The following is a 21902-nucleotide window of genomic DNA, read 5'->3' as shown; positions in this document are numbered from 1 at the left end:
GTCTTCAAGGTTGGATACATCTTAGCACGCTGTCCAGTTTTGCCGGACCACTTCAGACAAACCTCAGATCAAAATTTGATCAACATGTCCGTAAAAGACGTCACACGTTTGTGTCAGAAAACCTGCCAACCCACCCCTGCTTGGGGTGAAATTCGCAATTTTGTATCTGAAAGCGTCGAACGCGAATCCTGGAGCGCAAACCTCATTAGCAAAGATGGCCAAGCTATCGAATTACGAGTGGCGCCGCTCGCTTCTGGCGCAAGCCTCGTTACGCTCGCGTCAAATCCACCATCCGTCAGTATCCCAAGGGGCCAAAAGCTAGGCCAAAAGCAAATCGCACAACGATCTTCTGCTGTCGCTTGATTACAATTCACGGTTTCACGTTTCGCGAAAGCACCGTAGTTTGGCGTCATGAATGTCGTCTCACCTCATATCGTCCTTACAAGCACGGACATGACAGCTGCGTTTGCCACAAAAGTGGGCGCTATTCTGTCCAAAGGCGATACGCTTTTACTTCAAGGTGACATCGGCGCTGGCAAAAGTTTCTTCGCGCGCGCTCTGATCCAGTCCTTGCAAACAAATCCTGAAGACGTTCCCTCTCCAACTTTTACACTTGTTCAGACATACGAGACGCGCACGGGTGAAATTTGGCATGCTGACCTCTATCGTTTAAGCGACCCCAGCGAAGCCGATGAGCTTGGATTATATGATGCTTTTACCAACGCGATCTGTCTGATCGAATGGCCCGATAGATTGGGCAACTCAACGCCAAAGACAGCGGTCACTCTCACCTTCGAAACAACCCAAAACGACGATGAGCGTTGTGTAACGATCAAAGAAAACACATCCGCACTCGCGATAAAACTATTGAAAGCCCTCTCATGAACATGCGCGAAAGCATTATTTCCGAATTTTTGGCAAAGACCAATTGGGCCAACGCACTGCGCGCTCCCTTGGCTGGTGACGCTTCACTGCGCAAATATCAACGACTTGCGGCCGGAAAAGATGGTCGCATCGCAGTTCTTATGGACGCCGATCCAAAACTAGGAAACGACGTTCGCCCATTCATTAAAATCACCAACTACCTTCGAAGCCTTTCGCTCAGCGCACCTGATATTTATGCCGCCGACGAAGCCAGCGGTCTTCTGATAATTGAAGACCTAGGCGATGATCTTTACGCGAAAGCGGTCGCCGACAAACCTGAGCTCGAAATTCCACTCTACGAAGCCGCGACCGATGTTTTGCTTCACCTACACAAAGCGCCACCGCCCTCGCTGCTTCCCTATGATACCAAATCAATGACGGATATGGCTTTACTCGCGTTTGATTGGTATCAATTCGGCGCGTCGGACAAGGTTAACATCGACCACCGCGACACTTTCAAAACTGCCTTTTCGCATTTGCTTGAGACCAGAATAAGCGCTCCAAGCGTTCTTATTCAACGAGATTATCACGCCGAAAACCTGCTTTGGCTCTCTGATCGCAAAGGCCATGCGCGCGTCGGGCTTTTGGATTACCAAGATGCGCAACTCGGTCATCCCGCATATGATCTCGTTTCGATGTTAAAAGACGCTCGCCGAGATGTGCCAGAGTCTGTCGAAGAAGCAATGGTCCAACATTATGTCACGCATTCAGCGATCGATGATCAAGAGTTTCGCGATGCCTACCACCTTCTTGGACTTCAGCGAAATCTACGCATTCTCGGCGTTTTCGCGCGGCTTTCGATGCACTTTGGCAAACCGCATTACGTCGATTTCATTCCCCGCGTCTGGAATTTCATTCAGCGCGATTTGGGGCAAAAGATTAACGAACCCGTTGGCACAATTTTGAACGAAACACTCCCAACGCCAACACCCGAAATCCTCATAAGGCTCAAAGACAAATGCGCGACCATCCCAACGCTATAATGCTTTTTGCCGCAGGATTTGGCACGCGCATGCGCGAGTTAACCAAGCATCAACCAAAACCTTTGGTGCGTGTCGCCAATCGCACTCTCCTGGATCATGCGCTTGAACAGGTTAACCAATACACGCCTTTGAAAAAAGTTGTGAATTGTCACTACTTTCCAGAGCAGGTCAAAGCGCACCTGAGCAATCAAAAAGACATTACTATCGTCGAGGAACGTGACATCATTTTGGAAACTGGTGGTGGTTTAAAAAATGCTCTGCCTTTGCTCGGTTCGAACCCTGTGTTCACCATGAACACCGATGCTGTTTGGAAAGGCCCCAACGCACTTTCGACCTTATTAGAGTCATGGAATCCCAAAGAAATGGACGCGCTCTTGCTCTGTATTCCCAAGGAAAACGCGATTGGCCACAAAGGAAACGGCGACTTCATTCTGGCTGATAACGGGCAACTTACATATGGCGCGGGCGATGTTTACACAGGCGTTCAAATTATCAAAACGGACCTGCTAAGCGAGATTAACGAAACCTCTTTCTCGCTCAAGCTACTTTGGGAAAAACTTCTCGCTCACAACCGCATGTTTGGCGTTCGATATGCAGGGCGTTGGTGTGATGTTGGCACTCCCGAAGGTATCACACTCGCGGAAGAAATGCTGGGATATTCAGATGTTTGACACACAAGAAAGCGCGCGTGTTTTTGCATTAGAGCTTGGCGTAGATTTCCCGAAAGCACTAGTTTACGGCGTGATGGATCGCATGAAGAGCAAAGCGCCCGAAGACATGGCGCGCGTCCATCTCATAGTTAACACAGCACGGATGCGGCGGCGTGTGAGCGCGCTTTTCCTAGATGGCGGCGCCCATTTTTTGCCACGCATCACGTTGCTGAGCGACCTTGGCAAAGATCCAAAATTTCACGAAATTCCCCCATCGATTTCACCGCTCGCGCGCCGTGTTGAACTTATCTCACTTGTTGATGCTTTGCTGCGGCAGAACCCGTCACTTGCCGCCCGCAGTTCTTTGTTTGACCTCGCAGAATCACTCGCCGTGCTCATGGATGAAATGCAAGGCGAGGGCGTCACGCTTAACGATATCTCCCAACTTGAAGTTAGCGATATTTCTGGTCATTGGAAGCGTGCACAGGAATTTATTGGCATTGTCGGCCAGTTTCTTGATCTGTCGCAAGAACAACCCGATAGCGAAGAGCGCGCGCGTGCTGTTGTGCTCGCTCAAATCGAAGAATGGCACCTTAATCCACCTGATCATCCTGTCATTCTTGCGGGATCAACCGGCTCTCGTGGCACCACATCCTTGCTGATGAAAACCGTCGCAAACTTGCCGCAAGGCGCTGTGATTTTGCCTGGTTTTGATGTCGATATGCCTGCGGAAGTTTGGGAAGAACTTATCGCAGAACACCCCGCGCGGCTCGCGCCAGAGGATCATCCACAATATCGGTTTGCGAGCTTTCTTCAGTCGCTTGCGCTTCACCCGAAACGCGTTCCGATGTGGGGCACTACGCCCTCTGCCGATACGCGTCGAAACGCCGTGGTTTCACTCGCTTTGCGCCCTGTTCCTGTCACTGACGGCTGGCTGCGCGATGGGCCTGATTTGGGTGATTTGCCCAGCGCGATGCAAAATGTAACGCTGGTTGAGGCCCAAAACACCCGCGAAGAAGCGCTCGCCATTGCAATGCGTCTTAGGCGCGCCGCGAGCGAAGGTAAGACAACCGCATTAATCACGCCTGATCGGATGCTCACGCGGCAAGTCACCGCGGCCCTTGATCGTTGGAATATCAAACCCGATGACAGCGCGGGAACGCCCTTGCAACTATCGCCCCCCGGTCGTTTTTTGCGTCACGTTCTAGAGCTATTCACGCGCCCACTTGATGCCGAAGCGCTGCTTACATTGCTCAAACATCCGCTCACTCATCGCGGTTCTGATCGCGGGGATCACTTGCGTTTGACCCGCGAGTTAGAGCTGTCTATCCGCAGATACGGGCCTGCGTTTCCAACCGCAGACAGCCTGAATGCTTGGGCGAAAAAGAACAAGCGCGACGGCGCGAAAGAATGGTCGAACTGGGTCGCTCAGACCTTTTGCGATCTCACATGTGAGGGGCCCCAGAACGCAGTTAACCTTGCTGAGCAGCATATCGATTTGGCGGAACGTATCTCCCAAGGAGCGACAGGCAGCGGAACAGGTGAGTTGTGGCAAGAAGCAGCAGGACGTGCCGCGCTCGCGCAATGGCACGCGCTTCAACCAGTTCTCGACGCCTTGCCCGACCTGAGTGCTCGTGATTATGCGGATTTGTTCGGTGGTATCCTATCACGCGGCGAAGTGCGTAAACCTGACTTGGGCCATCCCAATGTGCTAATCTGGGGCACGCTGGAAGCACGCGTTCAAGGGGCCGATTTACTCATCCTTGCAGGCTTGAATGAAGGCAGCTGGCCAGAAGCCCCCAAGCCCGATCCGTGGCTAAACCGCCGTATGCGGGCAGGGGCGGGATTGCTGTTGCCAGAGCGCCGTGTCGGTCTGTCAGCGCATGATTTTCAGCAAGCCATCGCAGCGCAAGAGGTATGGCTCACTCGCTCGCAACGCTCCGATGATGCGCAAACTGTGCCCTCTCGATGGCTTAACCGATTAACCAATTTGATGGGCGGTTTGCCAGATCAAAATGGACCTGAGGCGATAAAGCAAATGCAAGCGCGCGGCACTGAATGGCTCCAGCGCGCCGCGCTTTTGGAAACACCTATCAAGAGCGCCGCTGCTGCGCGACCCTCACCCAGACCTGCGGTAAATGCGCGGCCCAATCAGCTGTCTGTCACGGAAATCAAAACTCTCGTGCGGGATCCTTACGCGATCTACGCCAAGCATGTTCTCAAGCTCGCGCCGCTCGACAGTCTTGTCAAAACTGCCGACGCGCGTTTGCGCGGCATTGCGGTGCACCAAGTGTTCGAGGACTTCGTGCGCAGTTGGGACAGCGCGAACACCGCCGATGATCTTATGGCGCACGCCAAGCGCATTTTTGACAGCGATGTGGACTGGCCATCTGCGCGCCTTATGTGGGCTGCGCGTATTGCGCGTTTGGCAGATGAATTCGTCGCTGAAGAACGCGATCGACAAGCGAACGCCGTATCCACAAAGCTTGAAGTGGAGGGCAAAAGCGTCCTGTCCGATCTTGGATTTACCCTGACTGTAAAAGCCGATCGCATCGATCTGGACGCCCGCAGCGGTGCACATTTATATGACTACAAGACCGGTCAAATTCCGACCAAACCCCAACAGATCGCGTTTGACATGCAACTTTTGCTCGAGGCTGCAATGGCCGAGCGCGGCGACTTTGACGGAATTCATCCACGCCATGTTGAGGGTGCCACGTACCTTGGCGTTGGATCTGGTGTGAAGTCCGTGCAAGCCCCATTGGACGAAAAACCAACAGCGCAGGTTTGGAGCGAACTTCATAAGCTCATTGCAGACTATCAAGAGCCTAATAAGGGTTATACCGCACGCCGCGCGATGGAAAAATCCAAGAGTTTCGGTCGATATGACCAACTTGCACGCTTTGGTGAATGGGACGAAACGACCATGCCCGACGACGACGGAGTAAAGCCATGATCGCGCGCAACGACGCCACACTCGCGCAGGTCAACGCCGCGCGCCCACATGTTTCTACGTGGTTATCTGCGAATGCTGGGTCTGGTAAAACGCGCGTGTTGACGGATCGCGTCGCGCGCTTGCTTTTGGCGCAAGTGCCACCCGAACGCATCCTTTGCTTGACCTACACCAAAGCGGCGGCGGCAGAGATGCAAAACCGCTTGTTCAAGCGGCTCGGCGAATGGGCCATGCTTGAGGACGATACATTGCGCAACGCTTTGCGCGAACTTGGCGAAGAAGGGTCGATCACCAACGACGATCTTCGCAGCGCGCGCACGTTGTTTGCCGCCGCGATAGAAGCCCCCGGTGGTTTAAAAATCCAGACGATTCACTCGTTCTGCTCAACCGTATTGCGTCGATTCCCGTTAGAGGCAAACGTCTCACCCCAGTTCGCTGAAATGGAAGAACGCGCTGCTGATTTGCTGCGTGAAGAAATCATCGAGGACATGGCTGCGAGCGACCAAGCGCCACTAATTATGGATTTAGCCACTGTCACGGGTGCCTATGATTTGACCGAACTCAGCGGCGAAATCGTGCGCCACCGCAGTGCACTTTTGACACCCCCAAGCGACAGCGCAGTGTTCGCTGCCTACGATGTGGATCCCTCACTAACCAATGAAGCAATCGCCGCTTCGGTCTTCATGGGTGGCGAGGCAGGGCTGCTGTCTGCACTGATAAACGTGCTTAACAGATCGGGCGTGACAGACGTAAAAATGGCGCAGAAGTTAACCTTGATTACCGCGCTTGACGCGAGCGCCTTGCCCATTCTGGAAGACGCCTTTTTGCTCAAAAAGGATGGCAGCGCCAAAGTTGGCAAAATCCCTGCGAAAGGCGCGCAAAAGAATTTTGTTGCTCATCAAGATGCACTGGACGCTTGGATCTTGCGTGTTGAAGCCGCCCGCACTTCACGGCTCAAACTTGCTGCTGTTCAAAAAACCCTCAAACTCAATCGCTTCGCTGCCGCGTTTCTCAAGCGGTATGAAGCCAGCAAACAAGCGCGTGGTTGGCTTGATTTCGACGACCTTATTTTGAAAACACGCGACCTGCTCGCCAACTCGGAAATGGCGCAATGGGTGCTCTATAAACTCGACGGTGGCATCGACCATATTCTTGTGGATGAAGCGCAAGACACCAGCCCGACGCAGTGGGATGTGATTGAGCGGCTCACCTCAGAAATTACCGCCGGCGAAGGCGCGCGTGACGAGGTTCCGCGCACGATCTTCGTGGTCGGCGACAAGAAGCAGTCGATCTATTCATTCCAAGGTGCCGACCCGCGTGAATTTGACCGGATGCGCAGTGAGTTTGACACGCGCTTGCGCCCCACCAATACTCCGCTTGTCGATGCGGAACTGCACTATTCCTTCCGCTCTGCGCAGTGTATTCTTGAACTCGTTGACAAGACGTTCGAGGGGCATGCCGCCGCTGGTTTTGCCAGCTCTACCCACCTCGCTTTTGAGGGCGGCCCCCCTGGTCGCGTTGATATCTGGCCCGCAATTCCAAAGGCCGACAAACATGAACCGAGCGATTGGTCCGACACTGTCGATAAGCTAAGCGAAAACGACGAAACCGTGCTGATGGCCCAGCGCATTGCCGACGAAATCAAGCGCATGACTGGCCCCTATGGCGAGTCGATTTACGATAAAGACGGCTTTCGCAAGGTGCGCGCAGGCGACGTTTTGATCCTCGTTCAGCGCCGCTCTGATTTGTTCGAAGAAATCATTCGCGCGTGTAAAACGGCGGGATTGCCCATCGCGGGCGCTGATCGTCTCAAGGTTGGTGCAGAAATGGCCGTACGCGATTTGCAGGCCTTGCTCAGCTTTCTTGCGACGCCAGAGGACGACTATTCCCTTGCCGTTGTTCTGAAATCCCCTCTTATCGGCTGGAGCGAGAAACAGCTTTTTGATCTCGCGCAAGGGCGCGACGCGCGCTTTCTTTGGCAGGAATTGCGCAATCAAAAAGAACAACATCCAGAGGTGTTCGCCCTACTCGAAGATTTGCGCAAAGAGGCGGATTTCCTACGCCCATACGATCTGATCGAACGCGTTTTGATCCGTCACGAAGGACGTCGTCGCTTTATTGGGCGACTTGGGCGCGAGGCGGAAGACGGTATCGACGCGTTGCTTGCTCAGGCGCTCTCTTTTGAACGCTCTCGCATTCCTTCACTTACGGGATTCCTCACTTGGATGGAAACGGATGACCTCACGATCAAACGCCAGCTAAGTCAGGACCGCGACGAAATTCGCGTGATGACAGTGCATGGCTCCAAAGGGCTTGAGGCGCCAATCGTGATCATGCCAGAAACCCAGAAGCGGCGCAGTCCGGGCGGTGGTTCGCTGATTGAGCTGGACGATCTGGTTGGATGGAATGTGCGCAACGATGATGCGCCCGACAACGTACTTGCCGCAAAAGCACAGCGCGAAGAACGCCAAGCCGAAGAGCGCATGCGCCTGTTGTATGTCGCGATGACGCGTGCTGAAAAATGGCTGATCCTAGGGGCGGCGGGTGATCTCGGTAAAAGCGATGAAGAAAGCTGGTATGGCTTAGTCAGCGCCGCTGCGCGCGAACGCCCACATGTAGAGCATGATTTCGGATTTGGGCGCGGCATCCGGATCGAGCCTGTGCCTTGGGGTAATGCAGACAATACGCCAGAGCGTTCGGTTGTGAGCGAAACAGTTCTATTAGAGCCTATTTTTCGTGAAACCGTCAGCCCCGTAAAAGAAGCCAAAACCAGCATCAGCCCATCTACCGATCTTGGCGGTGCAAAGGCACTTCCGAGCGAAATGGCCCTAGACGAAGACGCTGCCAAACTACGCGGCACGCAAATCCATTTGCTCATCGAGCATTTCGCAGAAACACCGCCTGAACGTTGGCAAACAATCGCAGACGCTTTGCTTCCTGATCTGCCGCAACTCCCTGACTATGTGAACGAAGCCGCAAGCGTTATCAACGCGCCGGATATTTCTTTCATCTTCGAAAACGGCACCATGTCAGAGGTGCCAATCACCGCTCAAATTCGCGATCTCTCTGAAAAACCGCTCTACGGCATCATAGATCGCCTAATCGTGAACGACACTGACGTTTGGGCAATCGATTTCAAAACCAACGTAGCAATCCCTGAAACACCGCATAAATGTCCCGAAGGATTGCTGCGCCAAATGGGGGCCTATAGCGCTGCTTTGCAAAAGATTTATCCGAGCAAACGTATTCGAACAGGCATCGTTTGGACGGGTAACGCCACCCTAATGGAACTCGACGCAGAGCAAGTGAATGCCGCATTCTTGCGAGCGGACGTTTCTATGTAGCTTGACGGCACGACCCCCAATACCTAGGTTCGCACATCTAGATTTACCGCGATATTCCTTAGGAGACGCCCCATGGCTACTGTTGCCGTTACCGACGCCACATTTGACGCTGAAGTCAAAAATTCCACCGTTCCAGTCGTTGTCGACTTCTGGGCAGAATGGTGTGGCCCCTGCAAACAAATCGGCCCAGCGCTGGAAGAATTGTCCGCTGAATATGGCGACAATGTTAAGATTGTGAAGGTCGACGTAGACAGCAACCCGAACTCCGCAGCTGCTATGGGCGTGCGCGGTATTCCGGCGCTCTTCATCTTCAAAGACGGCGAAGTCGTTTCCAACCGCGCAGGCGCAGCACCAAAAGCCGCTTTGCAAAGCTGGATCAACGAAGCGCTTTAAACTGCGTTAATTGGTTAACGATAGGGCGTACCACCGGTGCGCCCTTTTGCTTTTTTGGGCTGCTTTCTTGCAGGTTGCGCCCCTCCCCGCCATATAGAGCGTAACGATTTAGGAGAGCGCGCATGAGCAGCAATGAATTCCCCGGCTGGCACGGCACCACGATTATCGGCGTTCGCAAGGGTGGCGAAGTGGTGATTGCGGGTGATGGCCAGGTCTCTCTCGGACCTACCGTTATCAAAGGGACTGCGAAAAAGGTGCGCCGTCTGTCCCCCGGTGGCTACGATGTCGTGTGCGGGTTTGCGGGTTCGACCGCTGATGCATTTACGCTGTTAGAGCGTCTCGAAGCCAAGCTAGAGGCAACCCCCGGTCAACTCGCCCGTGCTTCTGTTGAATTGGCGAAAGACTGGCGTACCGACAAGTACCTGCAAAAATTAGAAGCGATGCTGATCGTCACCGACGGCAAAGATCTGTTGGTGATCACTGGCGCTGGCGACGTTCTTGAGCCTGAGCATGATGTGACCGCGATTGGATCTGGCGGCAACTTCGCCCTCGCCGCTGCGCGCGCACTGATGGACAGCGATATGGGCGCAGAGGATATAGCGCGCAAGGCCATGTCGATTGCGTCTGACATTTGCGTCTACACCAACGGCAAACTCACTGTAGAAACGATAAAAGCATGAGCCTCGATAAAGACGACATTCGCGCCGCGGTTGCCTCCAACATCTTAACAGAACCGCAAGCCGCATCGCTTATGGCGCTGGCGGATCGCCGTCGTGGCACACGTGAAAATATGGATGGGTTGGACGAACCGTTCGAGCTGTTCCGTGGCTTCAACGAAGTGTTCATCGTTATCGGTCTCGTCATTCTTTATTCGGGCTGGATGGGTCTGACTGGGATCAGTTTGCTTCTGTCTGACAACGAGAACGGAAGCACATTGGTGTATGGCGTCATTTCCGTCATCGTTACGTATGTTCTCACACGTTATTTCACGGTAAAGCGCCGCATGGTTGCTCCGTCGATAATGCTCGTCGTGTTGATGATGCTGAGTGGTCTTCAGATCGGCGCAAGCCTCGCCAATCTAATGGGGTTTAGTGGCGCATCTATGCTCGCGTGCGCTGTTACGCTTTCGACACTTCTTCTTGCTGCCTACTATTTTATGTTTCGCATCCCCGTCACTGTATTCTTCATCGCTCTTGGCGTGTTTGTCGCGACTGGCGCGCTGGTTGTTCAAGGCGGCGTCAACACACCCAGCCCGAGCGATTTCTTCATGCTCACGAATAATGGCCCATACGCCTACATCACGATAATCTTGGGTCTTATCGGTCTCGCGATCGCGCTGCGTTTCGATATGTCCGATCCGCACCGTGTCACGCGCCGTGCCTCTTCTGGTTTTTGGCTACACGTTATCGCTGCCCCTGCAATTGTGAATACCGTTGCGCTGACGCTTCTTGAGGGCGGTGGGATCGCGAGCCAAATCATCCTACTCGGGTTCCTCGCCATGATGGCGGTTTTCGCCATGATCATTGATCGACGCAGCTTTTTGGTCGCGGGCATCGGCTACATCGTTGCCCTTGCTATCACGATCCTAGACGGCAACGCGGCAATCGTCATTTTGATCCTTGGCCTCGGCCTCGTGTTTCTTGGCGCAAAATGGGAAGGGTTACGCGCGCGCATCATGGACGCACTGCCCGGCTTTCCCGGCAAAGAAGAATTACCCCCATGGGGCCTGACGGAGACTTCATTATGACCGACCTCACCCCCCGCGAAATTGTCTCGGAACTTGATCGTTTCATCATTGGTCAGAACGATGCCAAGCGTGCCGTTGCTGTGGCTTTGCGCAATCGCTGGCGCCGCAAGCAGTTGGCGGATGATCTGCGTGATGAGGTTTATCCAAAGAACATTCTGATGATTGGGCCGACTGGTGTCGGTAAAACCGAAATCTCTCGCCGCCTCGCCAAACTCGCGCGCGCGCCGTTCATCAAAGTGGAAGCAACCAAATTCACTGAAGTCGGTTACGTTGGTCGCGACGTAGAACAGATCATTCGTGATCTGGTCGATGGTGCAATTGGCGAGACCCGCGAATACATGCGTGAGGACGTGAAGGCCAAGGCAGAAGCCGCCGCTGAAGAGCGTGTGATCGAAGCGATTGCAGGCGAAGGTGCGCGCGAGGCGACACGCGAAATGTTCCGCAAAAAACTTCGTTCTGGTGAGCTTGATCATACAGTGATTGAGCTTGAAGTCGCGGACAACTCAAATCCGATGTCAGGATTCGAAATTCCCGGTCAACCGGGCCAAAACATGGGCATGATGAACATTGGCGATCTGTTCGGCAAAGCTATGGGTGGGCGCACAACGCGCAAGAAATTAACTGTGCTAGAAAGCTATGATGTGCTGGTCAGTGAGGAAGCGGACAAGCTGCTTGATGATGAAATGGTGACACGTGCCGCTCTTGAAGCGGTTGAGCAGAACGGCATCGTCTTCCTTGATGAAATCGACAAAGTCTGCACCCGCGCCGATGCACGCGGTGGTGATGTATCGCGTGAAGGGGTTCAGCGCGACCTGCTACCGTTGATCGAAGGCACTGTTGTCAGCACCAAACATGGCCCTGTGAAAACCGATCATATCCTGTTCATTGCCTCTGGTGCGTTCCACATTGCGAAGCCTTCTGATTTGCTTCCAGAACTTCAGGGTCGCTTGCCGATCCGCGTTGAATTGCGCGCTTTAACTGAGGAAGACTTCGTGCGCATTCTGACTGAAACCGACAACGCGTTAACGCTTCAATACACGGCTTTGATGCGGACCGAGGACGTCCTCGTTTCTTTCACAAATGACGGTATCGCTGCTTTGGCAAAGATTGCAGCAGAGGTTAATCAAAGCGTTGAAAACATCGGTGCGCGCCGTCTTTACACTGTACTTGAACGCGTGTTCGAAGAACTCTCCTTCACTGCACCAGATCGCGGGGGTGAAACGATTTCTGTCGATTCCGCCTTTGTAGAGACTTATCTGGGCGAACTTTCCCGCTCTACAGACGTCTCCCGATATGTTCTGTAAACGCGCGTGAGGACGCTAAGCGACTATCTGCACGACAATGCCAGATGGTTAAGCGCGGGCGTGCTTTTGACCTGTCTTTCCAGTTTCGGGCAGACCTTTTTCATCGCGTTGTTCGCTGCTGATATTCAAAGCGCATTCAACCTCAGCCATGGTGGCTGGGGGACGATGTATACGGTCGGAACCACCGCTTCTGCGATTGTGATGGTCTGGGCAGGTCGGCAAGCTGACATTTTTCGTGTGCGCACTTTGGGCGCAATCAGCCTGATTGCATTGGCGCTTGCTTGTGTTGCGATGGCGGTGAACCCTTGGCTTTGGGCGCTTCCTTTGGTGATTTTCGCGCTGCGCCTGACGGGTCAAGGCATGATGAGCCATATCGCCGCCGTTGCCATGGCGCGTTGGTTTGTTGCAACGCGCGGGCGCGCTTTGTCGATTGCCGCTTTGGGGTTTTCTATGGGCCAAGCTTTCCTACCCATAGCAGTTGTCGCGCTGATGGCCTTACTCGATTGGCATGTGATTTGGTTGCTCTGCGCTGGTATCGCTTTGCTTGGTGTGCCGCTTTTGATGACCCTTCTGTCAAAAGAACGCACACCTGCATCTATGGCGCAAAGCAGCGACAGCCTTGGAATGAGCGGCCTGCACTGGAGCCGCAAAGACATGCTGCATCATCCACTGTTCTGGCTCATGGTGCCCGCAATCCTTGGACCATCCGCCTTTAACACCGCATTTTTCTTTCATCAGGTGCACTACGCGACTGTGGTCGGTATCAGCACGCTGCAAATGGTCAGCTACTTCCCGTTTTTTACCGCCGTGACCGTCATCGCAATGATCGCGACGGGGGCGTTGGTCGATCGCTTGGGCACTGCAAAGCTGTTGCCATTTCACCAATTGCCAATGGTTGCAGCCTTCGTGATTTTCGCGACGCACATGTTGGGGCTTGGCTGGGGTTTCTTCTTTCTAGCCCTCACCGCAGGGGCGCAAGCGACGTTAATCGCTGCCTTTTGGGCCGAATTTTACGGAACCGCCCATCTGGGTGCAATCAAAGCAGTGGCAGCAGCAGTTATGGTGCTAGGATCAGCGATTGGGCCGGGCCTCACAGGCATATTGATCGACTTTGGCATTGGAATTGCATCGCAATACATCTGGGTCGCTGTTTACTTTGTGCTGACGTCCCTCTCAATCTGGATCGGGATATCCACATCGCGCAAATTGCTACCGAGCGCGGCGTAAGTAAACGTAATAGGCCCCTGCCCCACCATGACGGATATGACTTTCAGTCACTTGCAGAACAGCCGTTGAAACAGGCGCCATAGTTAACCATAGCGGCACTTGCCGCTTCAAAGCCCCCATACGTTGTGGGGCAATTGCGCCAAGCTCTTCGCGCTTACCACCCTTACCAGTGATCACCAGAACCAACCTTTTGCCCGATGATTGCGCGGACATGATGAACGAAATAAGCGCTGGATGCGCTTGCGCGACGGTCATGCCATGCAGATCGATGCGCCCTTCGGGTTTGAGTTTTCCGCGCTGCATTGTCTTGTAGGACTTCGCGTCCATTTGCACAGGTGCCGCGCGCAAACGTTCGCTAAGCGCAGGCAAAACATCACGCATTTCACGGGTCGCGGTTGGAAGCGCGCCTAATTTGAACGGCGCAATTGACTTTGCTTCGCGCTTTGGTGGTTTCTCTTGCAGCGGCGCATCGACGATAATCGAGCGTTTCGGCGGCGTTAACCGTTCTGTCGTGCGCGCCACTTGATTCCACAGATCAAGCTCGTCTGGCTTCACACGGCGGCGGCTCATCTTACTGGACGTTCTCAGGCAGATAAGCGTAAGCACGCTGGATCGGCATCAGCACAACCATGCGGCCCGGATCACGCAAACGACCTGCTTCCTTGCCTGCTTGATCACCGGTTCCAAAAAACACGTCAGCACGCTGCGCGCCCTTAATCGCTGATCCGGTGTCTTGTGCGACCATCAAACGACGCAGCGGTGATTTACCATCTTTCTCAATCCAAACAGGCGCACCAAGCGGGGTGAATTTCGGATCAACCGCAATCGAACGCATCGTCGTGATAGAGCGGTTCATCGCACCCAGCGGACCCTTGTCCGCAGGCACTTCGCTCACTTCGCGGAAAAACACGTAAGATGGGTTGTGAAAGAGCAGTTCTCTGCCCTCTTCGGGATTACGTCGCACCCAGTTTTTGATCACTTCGGCAGAGACCTGATGTGATTGATAAATCCCACGCCGCACCATTTCTTGCCCGATAGAGCGATAGTTGTGACGGTTCGAACCACCAAAGCCAACGCGCAGGAAGCTACCGTCGGGCAGACGCACGCGACCAGATCCTTGGATCTGCAGGAAGAATAATTCGACCGGATCATCGACGTAACAAATCTCAAGGTTGAGACCGTCCATCACCCCATCTTCGAGAATTTGACGACGCGTGTACCATTGACCCGCTGTCTTGGCATCTCTTGGCATCGCGTAAATTGGGTATTTGTAGCGCGCAGTCTTGGTGCGTGAACCATCAAGTTCAGGTTCAAAATAGCCCGTAAACATCATGTCCTTGCCGTCTTCAATCAGCAACGGACGAAAGAAAAGCTCGAAAAACGCGCGCGCATTTTGTTGATCTTGCGCCGCACGGCACAGCGTTTTCCAATCAGGGGTTTTCATATCACGACAGGTCGAGCGAAACACATCTAGCGCTGCTTGGTGATCGTCTTCGGCCCAGCCGTCTAAATCGTCGAAATCGAGGATCGAGTAGACAGTTTCCGCCTGTGCGGAGGCGCTCATTAAAACGCCCCCTGCAAAAAGTAATGCCCTAAGGGCACGGATCATTCGCCAGTGGCAACGAGTTGCCAGTTCGGATCATCTGCACCCATCTTGCGCGCGAAGGTCCAAACATCTTTCTGACGTTTGATCTTTTTCGCATCGCCTTCAACGATCTCTCCGGCGTTGTCACGCACCACTGATGTCATCTCACCAATGAACTTCACCGAAACTTCACCAATACCGCTTTCGTCATCGAAGGTGGCATCGGCCAAAGACATTTCACGAATACCAACGAAAGACGCTTCGACTGTCAGACCTTGCTTTTCGCGCAGCTCAACCACTTCGGCAAAGCTTGCGTAAACATCATCGTCAAGAAACGGCTTGATGTCGGCCAGATCGCCACGCTCGAACCCCATGAGGATCATTTCGTAAGCGCCGCGCGCACCGCCAAGAAAATCGGACACGCCGAAAGAAGGCTCTGCCGCTTTCATCTTGGCCAAAGCTTCTGCCGCCTCCGGCATCCCCTCTGTATGATCCGCGATATCGAGGTCAGGACCGCCTTCGATCACTTCGAACTCAGGGCGTTTACGCGCTGAGGGCGCTGGCGCTGGCGCTGGCGCTGGTGGCTTTTCAAAGCCTTCCCGCGTGCCAAGCACATTTTTAAGCCGCAAAATTAGGAAAACTGCGATGCCGGCAAGTACTAAAAGTTGGATAATGGGCGAATTCATGAAGGTGTCGTCCTCTCAAGCATAGCAACACGTTACTTGAGGACTTATGTACGCAAGGGCGGTGGTCAAGTCCACTGTGCCCGCAAGTCACAGGAGAAGCGGAAAGATGTGGTTATTTTTGGCGTTTTTATCGGTCCCATTGATCGAAATCGCACTATTTATTCAAATCGGTGGGGCGATTGGCCTCTGGTCAACTTTGGGAATCGTCATTTTAACGGCAGTGATCGGCACATTTTTGGTCCGCACGCAGGGTGCTTTGGCCATGAACAACCTGCGCCAGTCCTTCGGAACGCTCTCTGATCCGTCCGAACCGCTCGCGCATGGGGCGATGATTTTGGTGTCCGGCGCACTTTTGCTCACACCTGGCTTCTTTACGGATGCTGTCGGCTTTGCGCTGCTGGTTCCGGCTGTGCGATCCGCCGTGTTTCGTTACCTAAAGTCACGCATCAAAGTTCAGACCTTTGATATGGGCGGCCAAGCGCAACCGCGTGCGCGGCAAGATCCCAACATTATCGATGGTGAATTCGAAGAAGTGCCGCGAGATCCAAATGCGCCCCCTTCCGGATGGACAAAGCATTGAGACCCTCGCCGCTTGCTGTTAAGCACTGCGCTAACTGACATTTTACCGGAGAATTTCAATGGCTGAGAACGAAACACCAGAGGCAGCAGCCCCAGAGGCGGCGCAGATCAAAATGAACATCCTCGCGCAGTATATTCGCGATATGTCGTTTGAAAACATTCTGGCGCAAAAGGGCATTCAGGGCGAAGTGAACCCTGATGTGCAGGTTCAGGTGAACTTGGACGCGAAAAAGCGTACAGCCGAGCATCAGTTTGAAGTCATCACCAAAGTGAACATCACATCCAAGGTGAAAGACACAGATCAGCAGTTGTTCTTGCTTGAGCTTGAGTACGCTGGCGTTTTCCACATTGAAGGTGTGCCAGAAGACCAGATGCACCCGTTCTTGTTGATCGAGTGCCCACGCATGACATTCCCGTTTGTGCGTCGCATCGTATCAGACGTGACACGCGATGGTGGCTTCCCGCCTCTCAACCTTGAGAACATCGATTTCGTATCGCTTTACCGAAACGAAATTGCACGTCGTCAGGCAGACGCAGCGGCGCAAGCCCAGCCTAATTAAACTGCCTAACTAAGTAAGCTTAGACCAAAGCGCATCTTCCCCAAGTTTTTCAACAAAGGTGGCATGCGCTTTGGTTTCTTCCTCGGTAATCCGAGGCGGAAGCGGGGAGGGACGCTTGGATGCACGCCACGTTTCCTCAGAACCGCCATTCGCGCCACCGCCAGAATTGGCAAGCACGAGGCCGGGCTGACGTCCGCCTAACAGCTCTAAATACACTTCCGCTAGAATTTCAGAATCGAGCAAAGCGCCGTGCAAAGTACGGTTCGAATTATCGATATTGAACCTACGACACAGAGCATCAAGAGAAGCAGGCGAGCCCGGAAATTTCTTGCGCGCGATTGCGAGCGTGTCGAGCGCTTGTTCCCACGGCAATTGTGGCAAATTCAACCAACCAAGCTCTGCATTCAGAAATTTCATATCGAACGTAGCATTGTGGATGACCATCTTGTCTGTGCCAACGAAATCTAGAAACTCCTGAGCGATCTGTTTGAATACGGGTTTATCGCGCAGAAAATCGTCGCCCAAACCATGCACTTCAAAAGCCTCATTCGGCATGGCACGCTCTGGGTTAATGTATTGGTGATAGGTACGCCCCGTTGGCATCTGATTGATCAACTCAACCGCGCCAATCTCAACGATGCGATCGCCTTGTTGCGGATCAAAGCCTGTCGTCTCGGTGTCCAGAACCAGCTCACGCATTTTGCAGCTTCCCTTTGATGTCTCTCACTATCGCTTCGACCTGCGTTTTCGCATGCTCCAGCGTATCGGTTTCGATCACATAATCACTAAGCGCGCGCTTTTCTTCAATGGGCATTTGCTTGGCTAAGATTTGCTCAAACTGCGCTTCACTCATAGTACCACGCGCTAGAACGCGTGCACGCTGGGTGGCTGCATCAACACTTACGCACGCAACTGCATCCATTGTTTTATTGCCACCAGTTTCGAACAAAATGGGGATATCGAACACCAAGATATCTTGCTTAGAGTTAGCGATGAATACCGCACGATCTTGCCCAACTAAAGGATGAACGATCTGTTCAATATGTTTCAGAATGCTTGGGTCTGCTTGAATTACCTCTCGCAGAGCGTCACGTGAAACAGCGTCATCAATAATCACCTCAGGCAACAAAGCTTTCATCGGTGCAACCGCAGCGCCACCTATTGCATAGAGCCGGTGCACAGCCGCATCCGCGTCCCAAACATCGCAACCTGCATCCGCGAACATTTGCGCAGTTGTCGATTTGCCCATCCCGATGGAGCCCGTCAGACCCAACTTAAAATTCATCGCAACACAACCGCGCGAAGTTCATCGTCCACTTCAGGCTTCACTTTGAACCAACGCTCAAAACCTGGCGCAGCTTGATGCAAAAGCATACCTAAACCATCAACCGCCGTCGCGCCCGCATCCGTAGCCGCGCGCAAAAGTTTGGTTTGCAGGGGTGTGTAGACCAGATCACTCACCAACATTCCGGGCGCAAGTGCGTCCAAAGGTACGCGCATCTCAGGCTTGCCGACCATGCCGAGCGAGGTGGTGTTGATCACAGCATTCACCCCCTCCATCGCATTACCGGCTTGTACCCAATCCACGACAGTAATCTTGTCGCCGAAATCTGCCTTGAGTTGCTCCGCACGTTCACGCGTTCGATTGGTAAGCAAAATTTCCGGCACGCCAATATCAATGAACGACGCAAGAACCGCACGCGCAGCGCCACCTGCACCCAGTACCATTGCGGGGCCTGCTCGCGGGTTCCACTTAGGCGCGCTTTGCAGCAAATTCTGCATAAACCCGTATCCGTCCGTATTATCCGCATGAATTTTTCCGTCTTTACGGAAAATAAGCGTATTCGCAGCGCCGATGAGTTTGGCCCGATCTGTGACAAGATCAGCAAGCTCCAACACCGCTTCTTTATGGGGGAGCGTGACGTTCAACCCGACAAACCCCATCTTCGGCAACATCTGAATAGTGCTTTCAAGATCTTGCGGCGCGATATCCATCGGGATGTAGTGCCCTTTGATCGCATATTTGCGTAACCAATGCCCATGTAGCTGCGGCGACCTCGAGTGCGCAATCGGATGACCAATCACACCCGCCAATGGAATTTTCTGCTCTCTCATTGCTGTAGCTCCCCTTTGAGGGTGAGGTAATTGACCAATTCGATCAGGGGAAGACCAAGAACGGTGAAATGATTGCCCTCCACCTGCGCGAACAGACGCACGCCTTCAGCCTCAAGTTTGTAGCAGCCAACGCAGTGACGCACATCTTCCCAGTTGCGTGTCACATAATCCTGAATGAACGCATCGGAGTAGACACGCGTGGTTAAGCGCGCTGTTCCAACGTGACGCCAAATCGGTTTGCCGCCCTCATAAAGCACCGCAGCACTTAACAATGAATGTCGCGCACCGCGTAGTTCGGTCAATTGTTGCACGGCCTCTTCTCTGGTTCGCGCCTTGGAATAAAGCGTGCCACGAAAATCGAGGACTTGATCGCAACCAAGAACAAGGCGATCCGGATGTTTCTCACTAATCTTACGCGCTTTCATTTCCGCAAGAGCATCGGCAATATCACGCGGCTTTGCCTCTTCCGCCAACATCGCGTCGCGCATCATGTCTTCGTCAACGCGCGGCTTGATCGTTTCAATCTGAAGCCCTGCGTTTTGCAGCATCTCGCGCCGCGTTTCAGAACCAGACGCTAGAATAAGGGGAGCGGTCATGTGGATAAGTCCGTGGATCAAGGGAAGGATTTGTTAAGGAGTATTACTGGGCAACTTGGTGAGACTTGGCAAGCTGGGGAATATCACGTCACGCCAAGGAAAAGCACACCGATCCCTACTCTGTGGATGAGGATAAGTTTGCGAAGAAAAAATTCTTGCATCTCTAAAACTGCACATCAAATGTGAGTAGGTTATCCACATCAATATTCTGGGTAAGTATATATTTTAAAACACTTATTAATGATATCAAGACATTATGAAGAGACAAGTTCTAAGTCCTCAACATGTTCAAGCTTCTGTGGAAAACTGTTTAATCCACAGAAAGTGGTCACACTACATAATCATCAACCTTTTATCTTTTATTTATTATTATTAAGGATAGGACATGTCAGATTTACTCGCTTCAGCATATCCATGGATCAAATCACTGCATATCATGGCAGTGATCTCTTGGATGGCAGGGCTGTTCTATTTTCCAAGATTGCTTGTGAACCATGTAGAGCGTGTTGATCCGACTGGTCTTTTAAATGAGACCTATCAAAACATGGAAATGAAGCTGTTCAAAGTGATCATGCAGCCAGCGATGATCGCAACTTGGATTTTTGGTCTGTGTTTGGTGTTTACACCCGGGATTGTCGATTGGTCCATGTGGTGGCCTTGGGTGAAGGCGGTGAGCGTGATCGCGATGACTATCTTCCATGAATGGTTAGGTAAACGTCGTAAAGATTTCGTTAACGGCTCAAATAAGCTCACAGGGCGTCAGTATCGCCTCATGAATGAGGTCCCTACGCTTTTGATGGTCCTTATCGTTGTATCGGTCGTTGTGAAGTTCTAAGCGGCTATTTGACTCGAGGCGCACGCGCCTGTAATAGGGCTTCAACGCGCGCCTGTTCAGGATCAACGTGCACCTCCTAATTTCAGTTTTATCAAACAGCGCCATATCGGTCGTGCTGTCCAAAGGTTTTTCATGACACAAAACTCTCTCACACTTTCGCAACTCAAAGCGCAAAGCCCTAAGAACCTCGTTTCCATGGCTGAAGAGCTAGAGATCGAGAACGCATCCACAATGCGTAAGGGCGAAATGATGTTCCAAATTCTACGCGAACGCGCGGATGAAGGTTGGGAAATCATGGGGGACGGTGTTCTCGAAGTGCTGCAAGACGGTTTTGGCTTCTTGCGCTCGCCTGAGGCGAACTATCTGTCGGGTCCGGACGACATTTACGTTTCTCCTGAAATGATCCGTAAATATTCTTTGCGAACAGGCGATACTGTGGATGGTGTGATTACTGCACCTGACGATAACCAGCGCTACTTTGCCCTTGTTAGTGTCATGCAAATCAACTTTGAGGATCCCGAAAAGACAAAGCACAAGATTGCCTTTGATAACCTCACGCCGCTCTACCCTGATGAACGTTTCAAGATGGAGATCGAGGATCCAACCATCAAAGACCGCTCCGCGCGCGTCATCGACTTGGTTGCTCCAATTGGCAAAGGTCAGCGTTGCTTGATTGTTGCGCCGCCGCGGACTGGTAAAACCGTTTTGCTACAGAATATCGCAGCGAGTATCGAAGCAAATCATCCTGAGTGTTACTTGATTGTCCTTCTGATCGACGAACGTCCTGAAGAAGTCACCGACATGCAGCGTTCTGTTAAGGGTGAAGTTGTTTCCTCAACCTTTGACGAACCTGCTACGCGTCACGTTGCTGTTTCCGAGATGGTTATCGAAAAAGCCAAACGTCTGGTTGAGCATAAGCGAGATGTGGTCATCCTTCTTGATTCTATCACAAGACTTGGTAGAGCCTTCAACACTGTGGTGCCTTCGTCGGGTAAAGTACTAACAGGTGGTGTTGACGCAAACGCGTTGCAACGCCCGAAACGCTTCTTTGGTGCCGCACGTAATATCGAAGAGGGTGGATCGCTTACGATTATTTCCACTGCATTGATCGACACAGGTTCGCGCATGGATGAAGTGATCTTTGAGGAATTCAAAGGAACGGGTAACTGCGAAGTTGTTCTGGATCGTAAAATTGCTGACAAGCGTGTCTTCCCTGCGATTGATATTCTTAAGTCTGGCACACGTAAGGAAGAACTGTTGATCGACAAAGTTGATCTACAGAAAACCTTCGTTTTGCGCCGTATCCTTAATCCTATGGGTACGACAGACGCAGTTGAATTCCTACTTGGTAAGCTCAAGCAAACAAAGAGCAACGCCGAGTTCTTTGATTCAATGAACACCTAACAACCAGATAGGGCAGG

General features: G+C 52.7%; 21 protein-coding genes. 14 read left to right on the top strand and 7 right to left on the bottom strand.

Annotation, left to right across the window (positions count from 1 at the left end):
- Positions 1–453: 453 nt before the first annotated feature.
- The 10 genes from tsaE (at position 454) to PFRI_RS11045 (ending at position 13525) form a co-directional block, all read left to right on the top strand.
- Complete coding sequence (gene tsaE / locus PFRI_RS11090) at positions 454–885, top strand: tRNA (adenosine(37)-N6)-threonylcarbamoyltransferase complex ATPase subunit type 1 TsaE (protein WP_245812350.1); 432 nt, start codon at positions 454–456, stop codon at positions 883–885.
- Positions 882–1907, top strand: a complete 1026-nt coding sequence (locus tag PFRI_RS11085) for an aminoglycoside phosphotransferase family protein (RefSeq protein ID WP_072630773.1) — start codon at positions 882–884, stop codon at positions 1905–1907. Before tsaE ends, PFRI_RS11085 begins: the two co-directional genes overlap by 4 nt.
- Entirely contained in the window at positions 1883–2578 is a 696-nt protein-coding gene (locus tag PFRI_RS11080) for a nucleotidyltransferase family protein (RefSeq protein ID WP_072630772.1), read from the top strand. The genes PFRI_RS11085 and PFRI_RS11080 overlap by 25 nt, the downstream gene beginning before the upstream one ends.
- Positions 2571–5513 carry a double-strand break repair protein AddB gene (addB, locus tag PFRI_RS11075; protein WP_072630771.1) on the top strand — a complete coding sequence of 981 codons (2943 nt, stop codon included), beginning with the start codon at positions 2571–2573 and terminating at the stop codon, positions 5511–5513. The genes PFRI_RS11080 and addB overlap by 8 nt, the downstream gene beginning before the upstream one ends.
- Positions 5510–8854, top strand: coding sequence for a double-strand break repair helicase AddA (gene addA / locus PFRI_RS11070; RefSeq protein WP_072630770.1), 3345 nt, complete (start codon positions 5510–5512; stop codon positions 8852–8854). Before addB ends, addA begins: the two co-directional genes overlap by 4 nt.
- A 72-nt stretch (positions 8855–8926) precedes the next feature.
- Entirely contained in the window at positions 8927–9247 is a 321-nt protein-coding gene (trxA, locus tag PFRI_RS11065; RefSeq protein ID WP_072630769.1) for a thioredoxin, read from the top strand.
- Positions 9248–9369: 122 nt separating this feature from the next.
- On the top strand, positions 9370–9927 hold the full coding sequence (hslV, locus tag PFRI_RS11060; RefSeq protein ID WP_072630768.1) for an ATP-dependent protease subunit HslV: 558 nt from the start codon (positions 9370–9372) through the stop codon (positions 9925–9927).
- Positions 9924–10994 carry a hypothetical protein gene (locus tag PFRI_RS11055; protein WP_072630767.1) on the top strand — a complete coding sequence of 357 codons (1071 nt, stop codon included), beginning with the start codon at positions 9924–9926 and terminating at the stop codon, positions 10992–10994. Before hslV ends, PFRI_RS11055 begins: the two co-directional genes overlap by 4 nt.
- Positions 10991–12298 (top strand): ATP-dependent protease ATPase subunit HslU, encoded by a 1308-nt coding sequence (gene hslU / locus PFRI_RS11050; RefSeq protein ID WP_072630766.1) that lies wholly within the window; start codon positions 10991–10993, stop codon positions 12296–12298. Before PFRI_RS11055 ends, hslU begins: the two co-directional genes overlap by 4 nt.
- Before the next feature lie 6 nt (positions 12299–12304).
- Positions 12305–13525, top strand: a complete 1221-nt coding sequence (locus PFRI_RS11045; protein ID WP_072630765.1) for an MFS transporter — start codon at positions 12305–12307, stop codon at positions 13523–13525.
- Here the strand turns inward: PFRI_RS11045 and PFRI_RS11040 are convergent.
- Genes PFRI_RS11040 through PFRI_RS11030 form a run of 3 tightly spaced genes read right to left on the bottom strand, consistent with a single transcriptional unit; the run spans position 13508 to position 15796 of the window.
- Positions 13508–14095, bottom strand: coding sequence for a Smr/MutS family protein (locus PFRI_RS11040; RefSeq protein ID WP_072630764.1), 588 nt, complete (start codon positions 14093–14095; stop codon positions 13508–13510). The two genes, PFRI_RS11045 and PFRI_RS11040, sit on opposite strands and share 18 nt — an antisense overlap.
- Position 14096: 1 nt before the next feature.
- Positions 14097–15089, bottom strand: coding sequence for a murein transglycosylase A (gene mltA / locus PFRI_RS11035; RefSeq protein WP_245812348.1), 993 nt, complete (start codon positions 15087–15089; stop codon positions 14097–14099).
- A gap of 41 nt (positions 15090–15130) precedes the next feature.
- Complete coding sequence (locus tag PFRI_RS11030) at positions 15131–15796, bottom strand: Tim44/TimA family putative adaptor protein (RefSeq protein ID WP_072630762.1); 666 nt, start codon at positions 15794–15796, stop codon at positions 15131–15133.
- Positions 15797–15902: 106 nt separating this feature from the next.
- On the opposite strand from PFRI_RS11030, the gene PFRI_RS11025 reads away from it, so the two are divergent.
- Both PFRI_RS11025 and secB read left to right on the top strand, forming a co-directional pair.
- Positions 15903–16376: an FxsA family protein gene (locus tag PFRI_RS11025; protein WP_072630761.1), complete on the top strand. Its 474-nt coding sequence runs from the start codon at positions 15903–15905 to the stop codon at positions 16374–16376.
- Positions 16377–16434: 58 nt separating this feature from the next.
- On the top strand, positions 16435–16935 hold the full coding sequence (gene secB, locus PFRI_RS11020) for a protein-export chaperone SecB (RefSeq protein WP_072630760.1): 501 nt from the start codon (positions 16435–16437) through the stop codon (positions 16933–16935).
- A 9-nt stretch (positions 16936–16944) separates the two neighbouring features.
- Here secB and dnaQ read toward each other — a convergent pair whose 3' ends face one another.
- The 4 genes from dnaQ to PFRI_RS11000 are packed head-to-tail and all read right to left on the bottom strand — an operon-like array spanning position 16945 to position 19646.
- A complete protein-coding gene (dnaQ, locus tag PFRI_RS11015; protein WP_072630759.1) occupies positions 16945–17634 on the bottom strand; it encodes a DNA polymerase III subunit epsilon in 690 nt (229 codons plus the stop codon).
- Entirely contained in the window at positions 17627–18220 is a 594-nt protein-coding gene (gene coaE, locus PFRI_RS11010; RefSeq protein ID WP_072630758.1) for a dephospho-CoA kinase, read from the bottom strand. Before coaE ends, dnaQ begins: the two co-directional genes overlap by 8 nt.
- Positions 18217–19050 (bottom strand): shikimate dehydrogenase, encoded by an 834-nt coding sequence (locus PFRI_RS11005; protein WP_072630757.1) that lies wholly within the window; start codon positions 19048–19050, stop codon positions 18217–18219. The genes coaE and PFRI_RS11005 overlap by 4 nt, the downstream gene beginning before the upstream one ends.
- Complete coding sequence (locus tag PFRI_RS11000) at positions 19047–19646, bottom strand: Maf family protein (protein WP_072630756.1); 600 nt, start codon at positions 19644–19646, stop codon at positions 19047–19049. Before PFRI_RS11000 ends, PFRI_RS11005 begins: the two co-directional genes overlap by 4 nt.
- A gap of 385 nt (positions 19647–20031) precedes the next feature.
- On the opposite strand from PFRI_RS11000, the gene PFRI_RS10995 reads away from it, so the two are divergent.
- Together PFRI_RS10995 and rho are read left to right on the top strand one after the other, a co-directional pair.
- On the top strand, positions 20032–20481 hold the full coding sequence (locus PFRI_RS10995; protein WP_072630755.1) for a CopD family protein: 450 nt from the start codon (positions 20032–20034) through the stop codon (positions 20479–20481).
- A 132-nt stretch (positions 20482–20613) separates the two neighbouring features.
- Positions 20614–21885 carry a transcription termination factor Rho gene (gene rho / locus PFRI_RS10990; protein ID WP_072630754.1) on the top strand — a complete coding sequence of 424 codons (1272 nt, stop codon included), beginning with the start codon at positions 20614–20616 and terminating at the stop codon, positions 21883–21885.
- The last annotated feature ends 17 nt before the right edge of the window (positions 21886–21902 follow it).

Source organism: Planktotalea frisia (assembly GCF_001890925.1).
Taxonomy (GTDB): Bacteria; Pseudomonadota; Alphaproteobacteria; order Rhodobacterales; family Rhodobacteraceae; genus Planktotalea; species Planktotalea frisia.
This window is presented reverse-complemented; position numbering and strand designations above follow the sequence as displayed.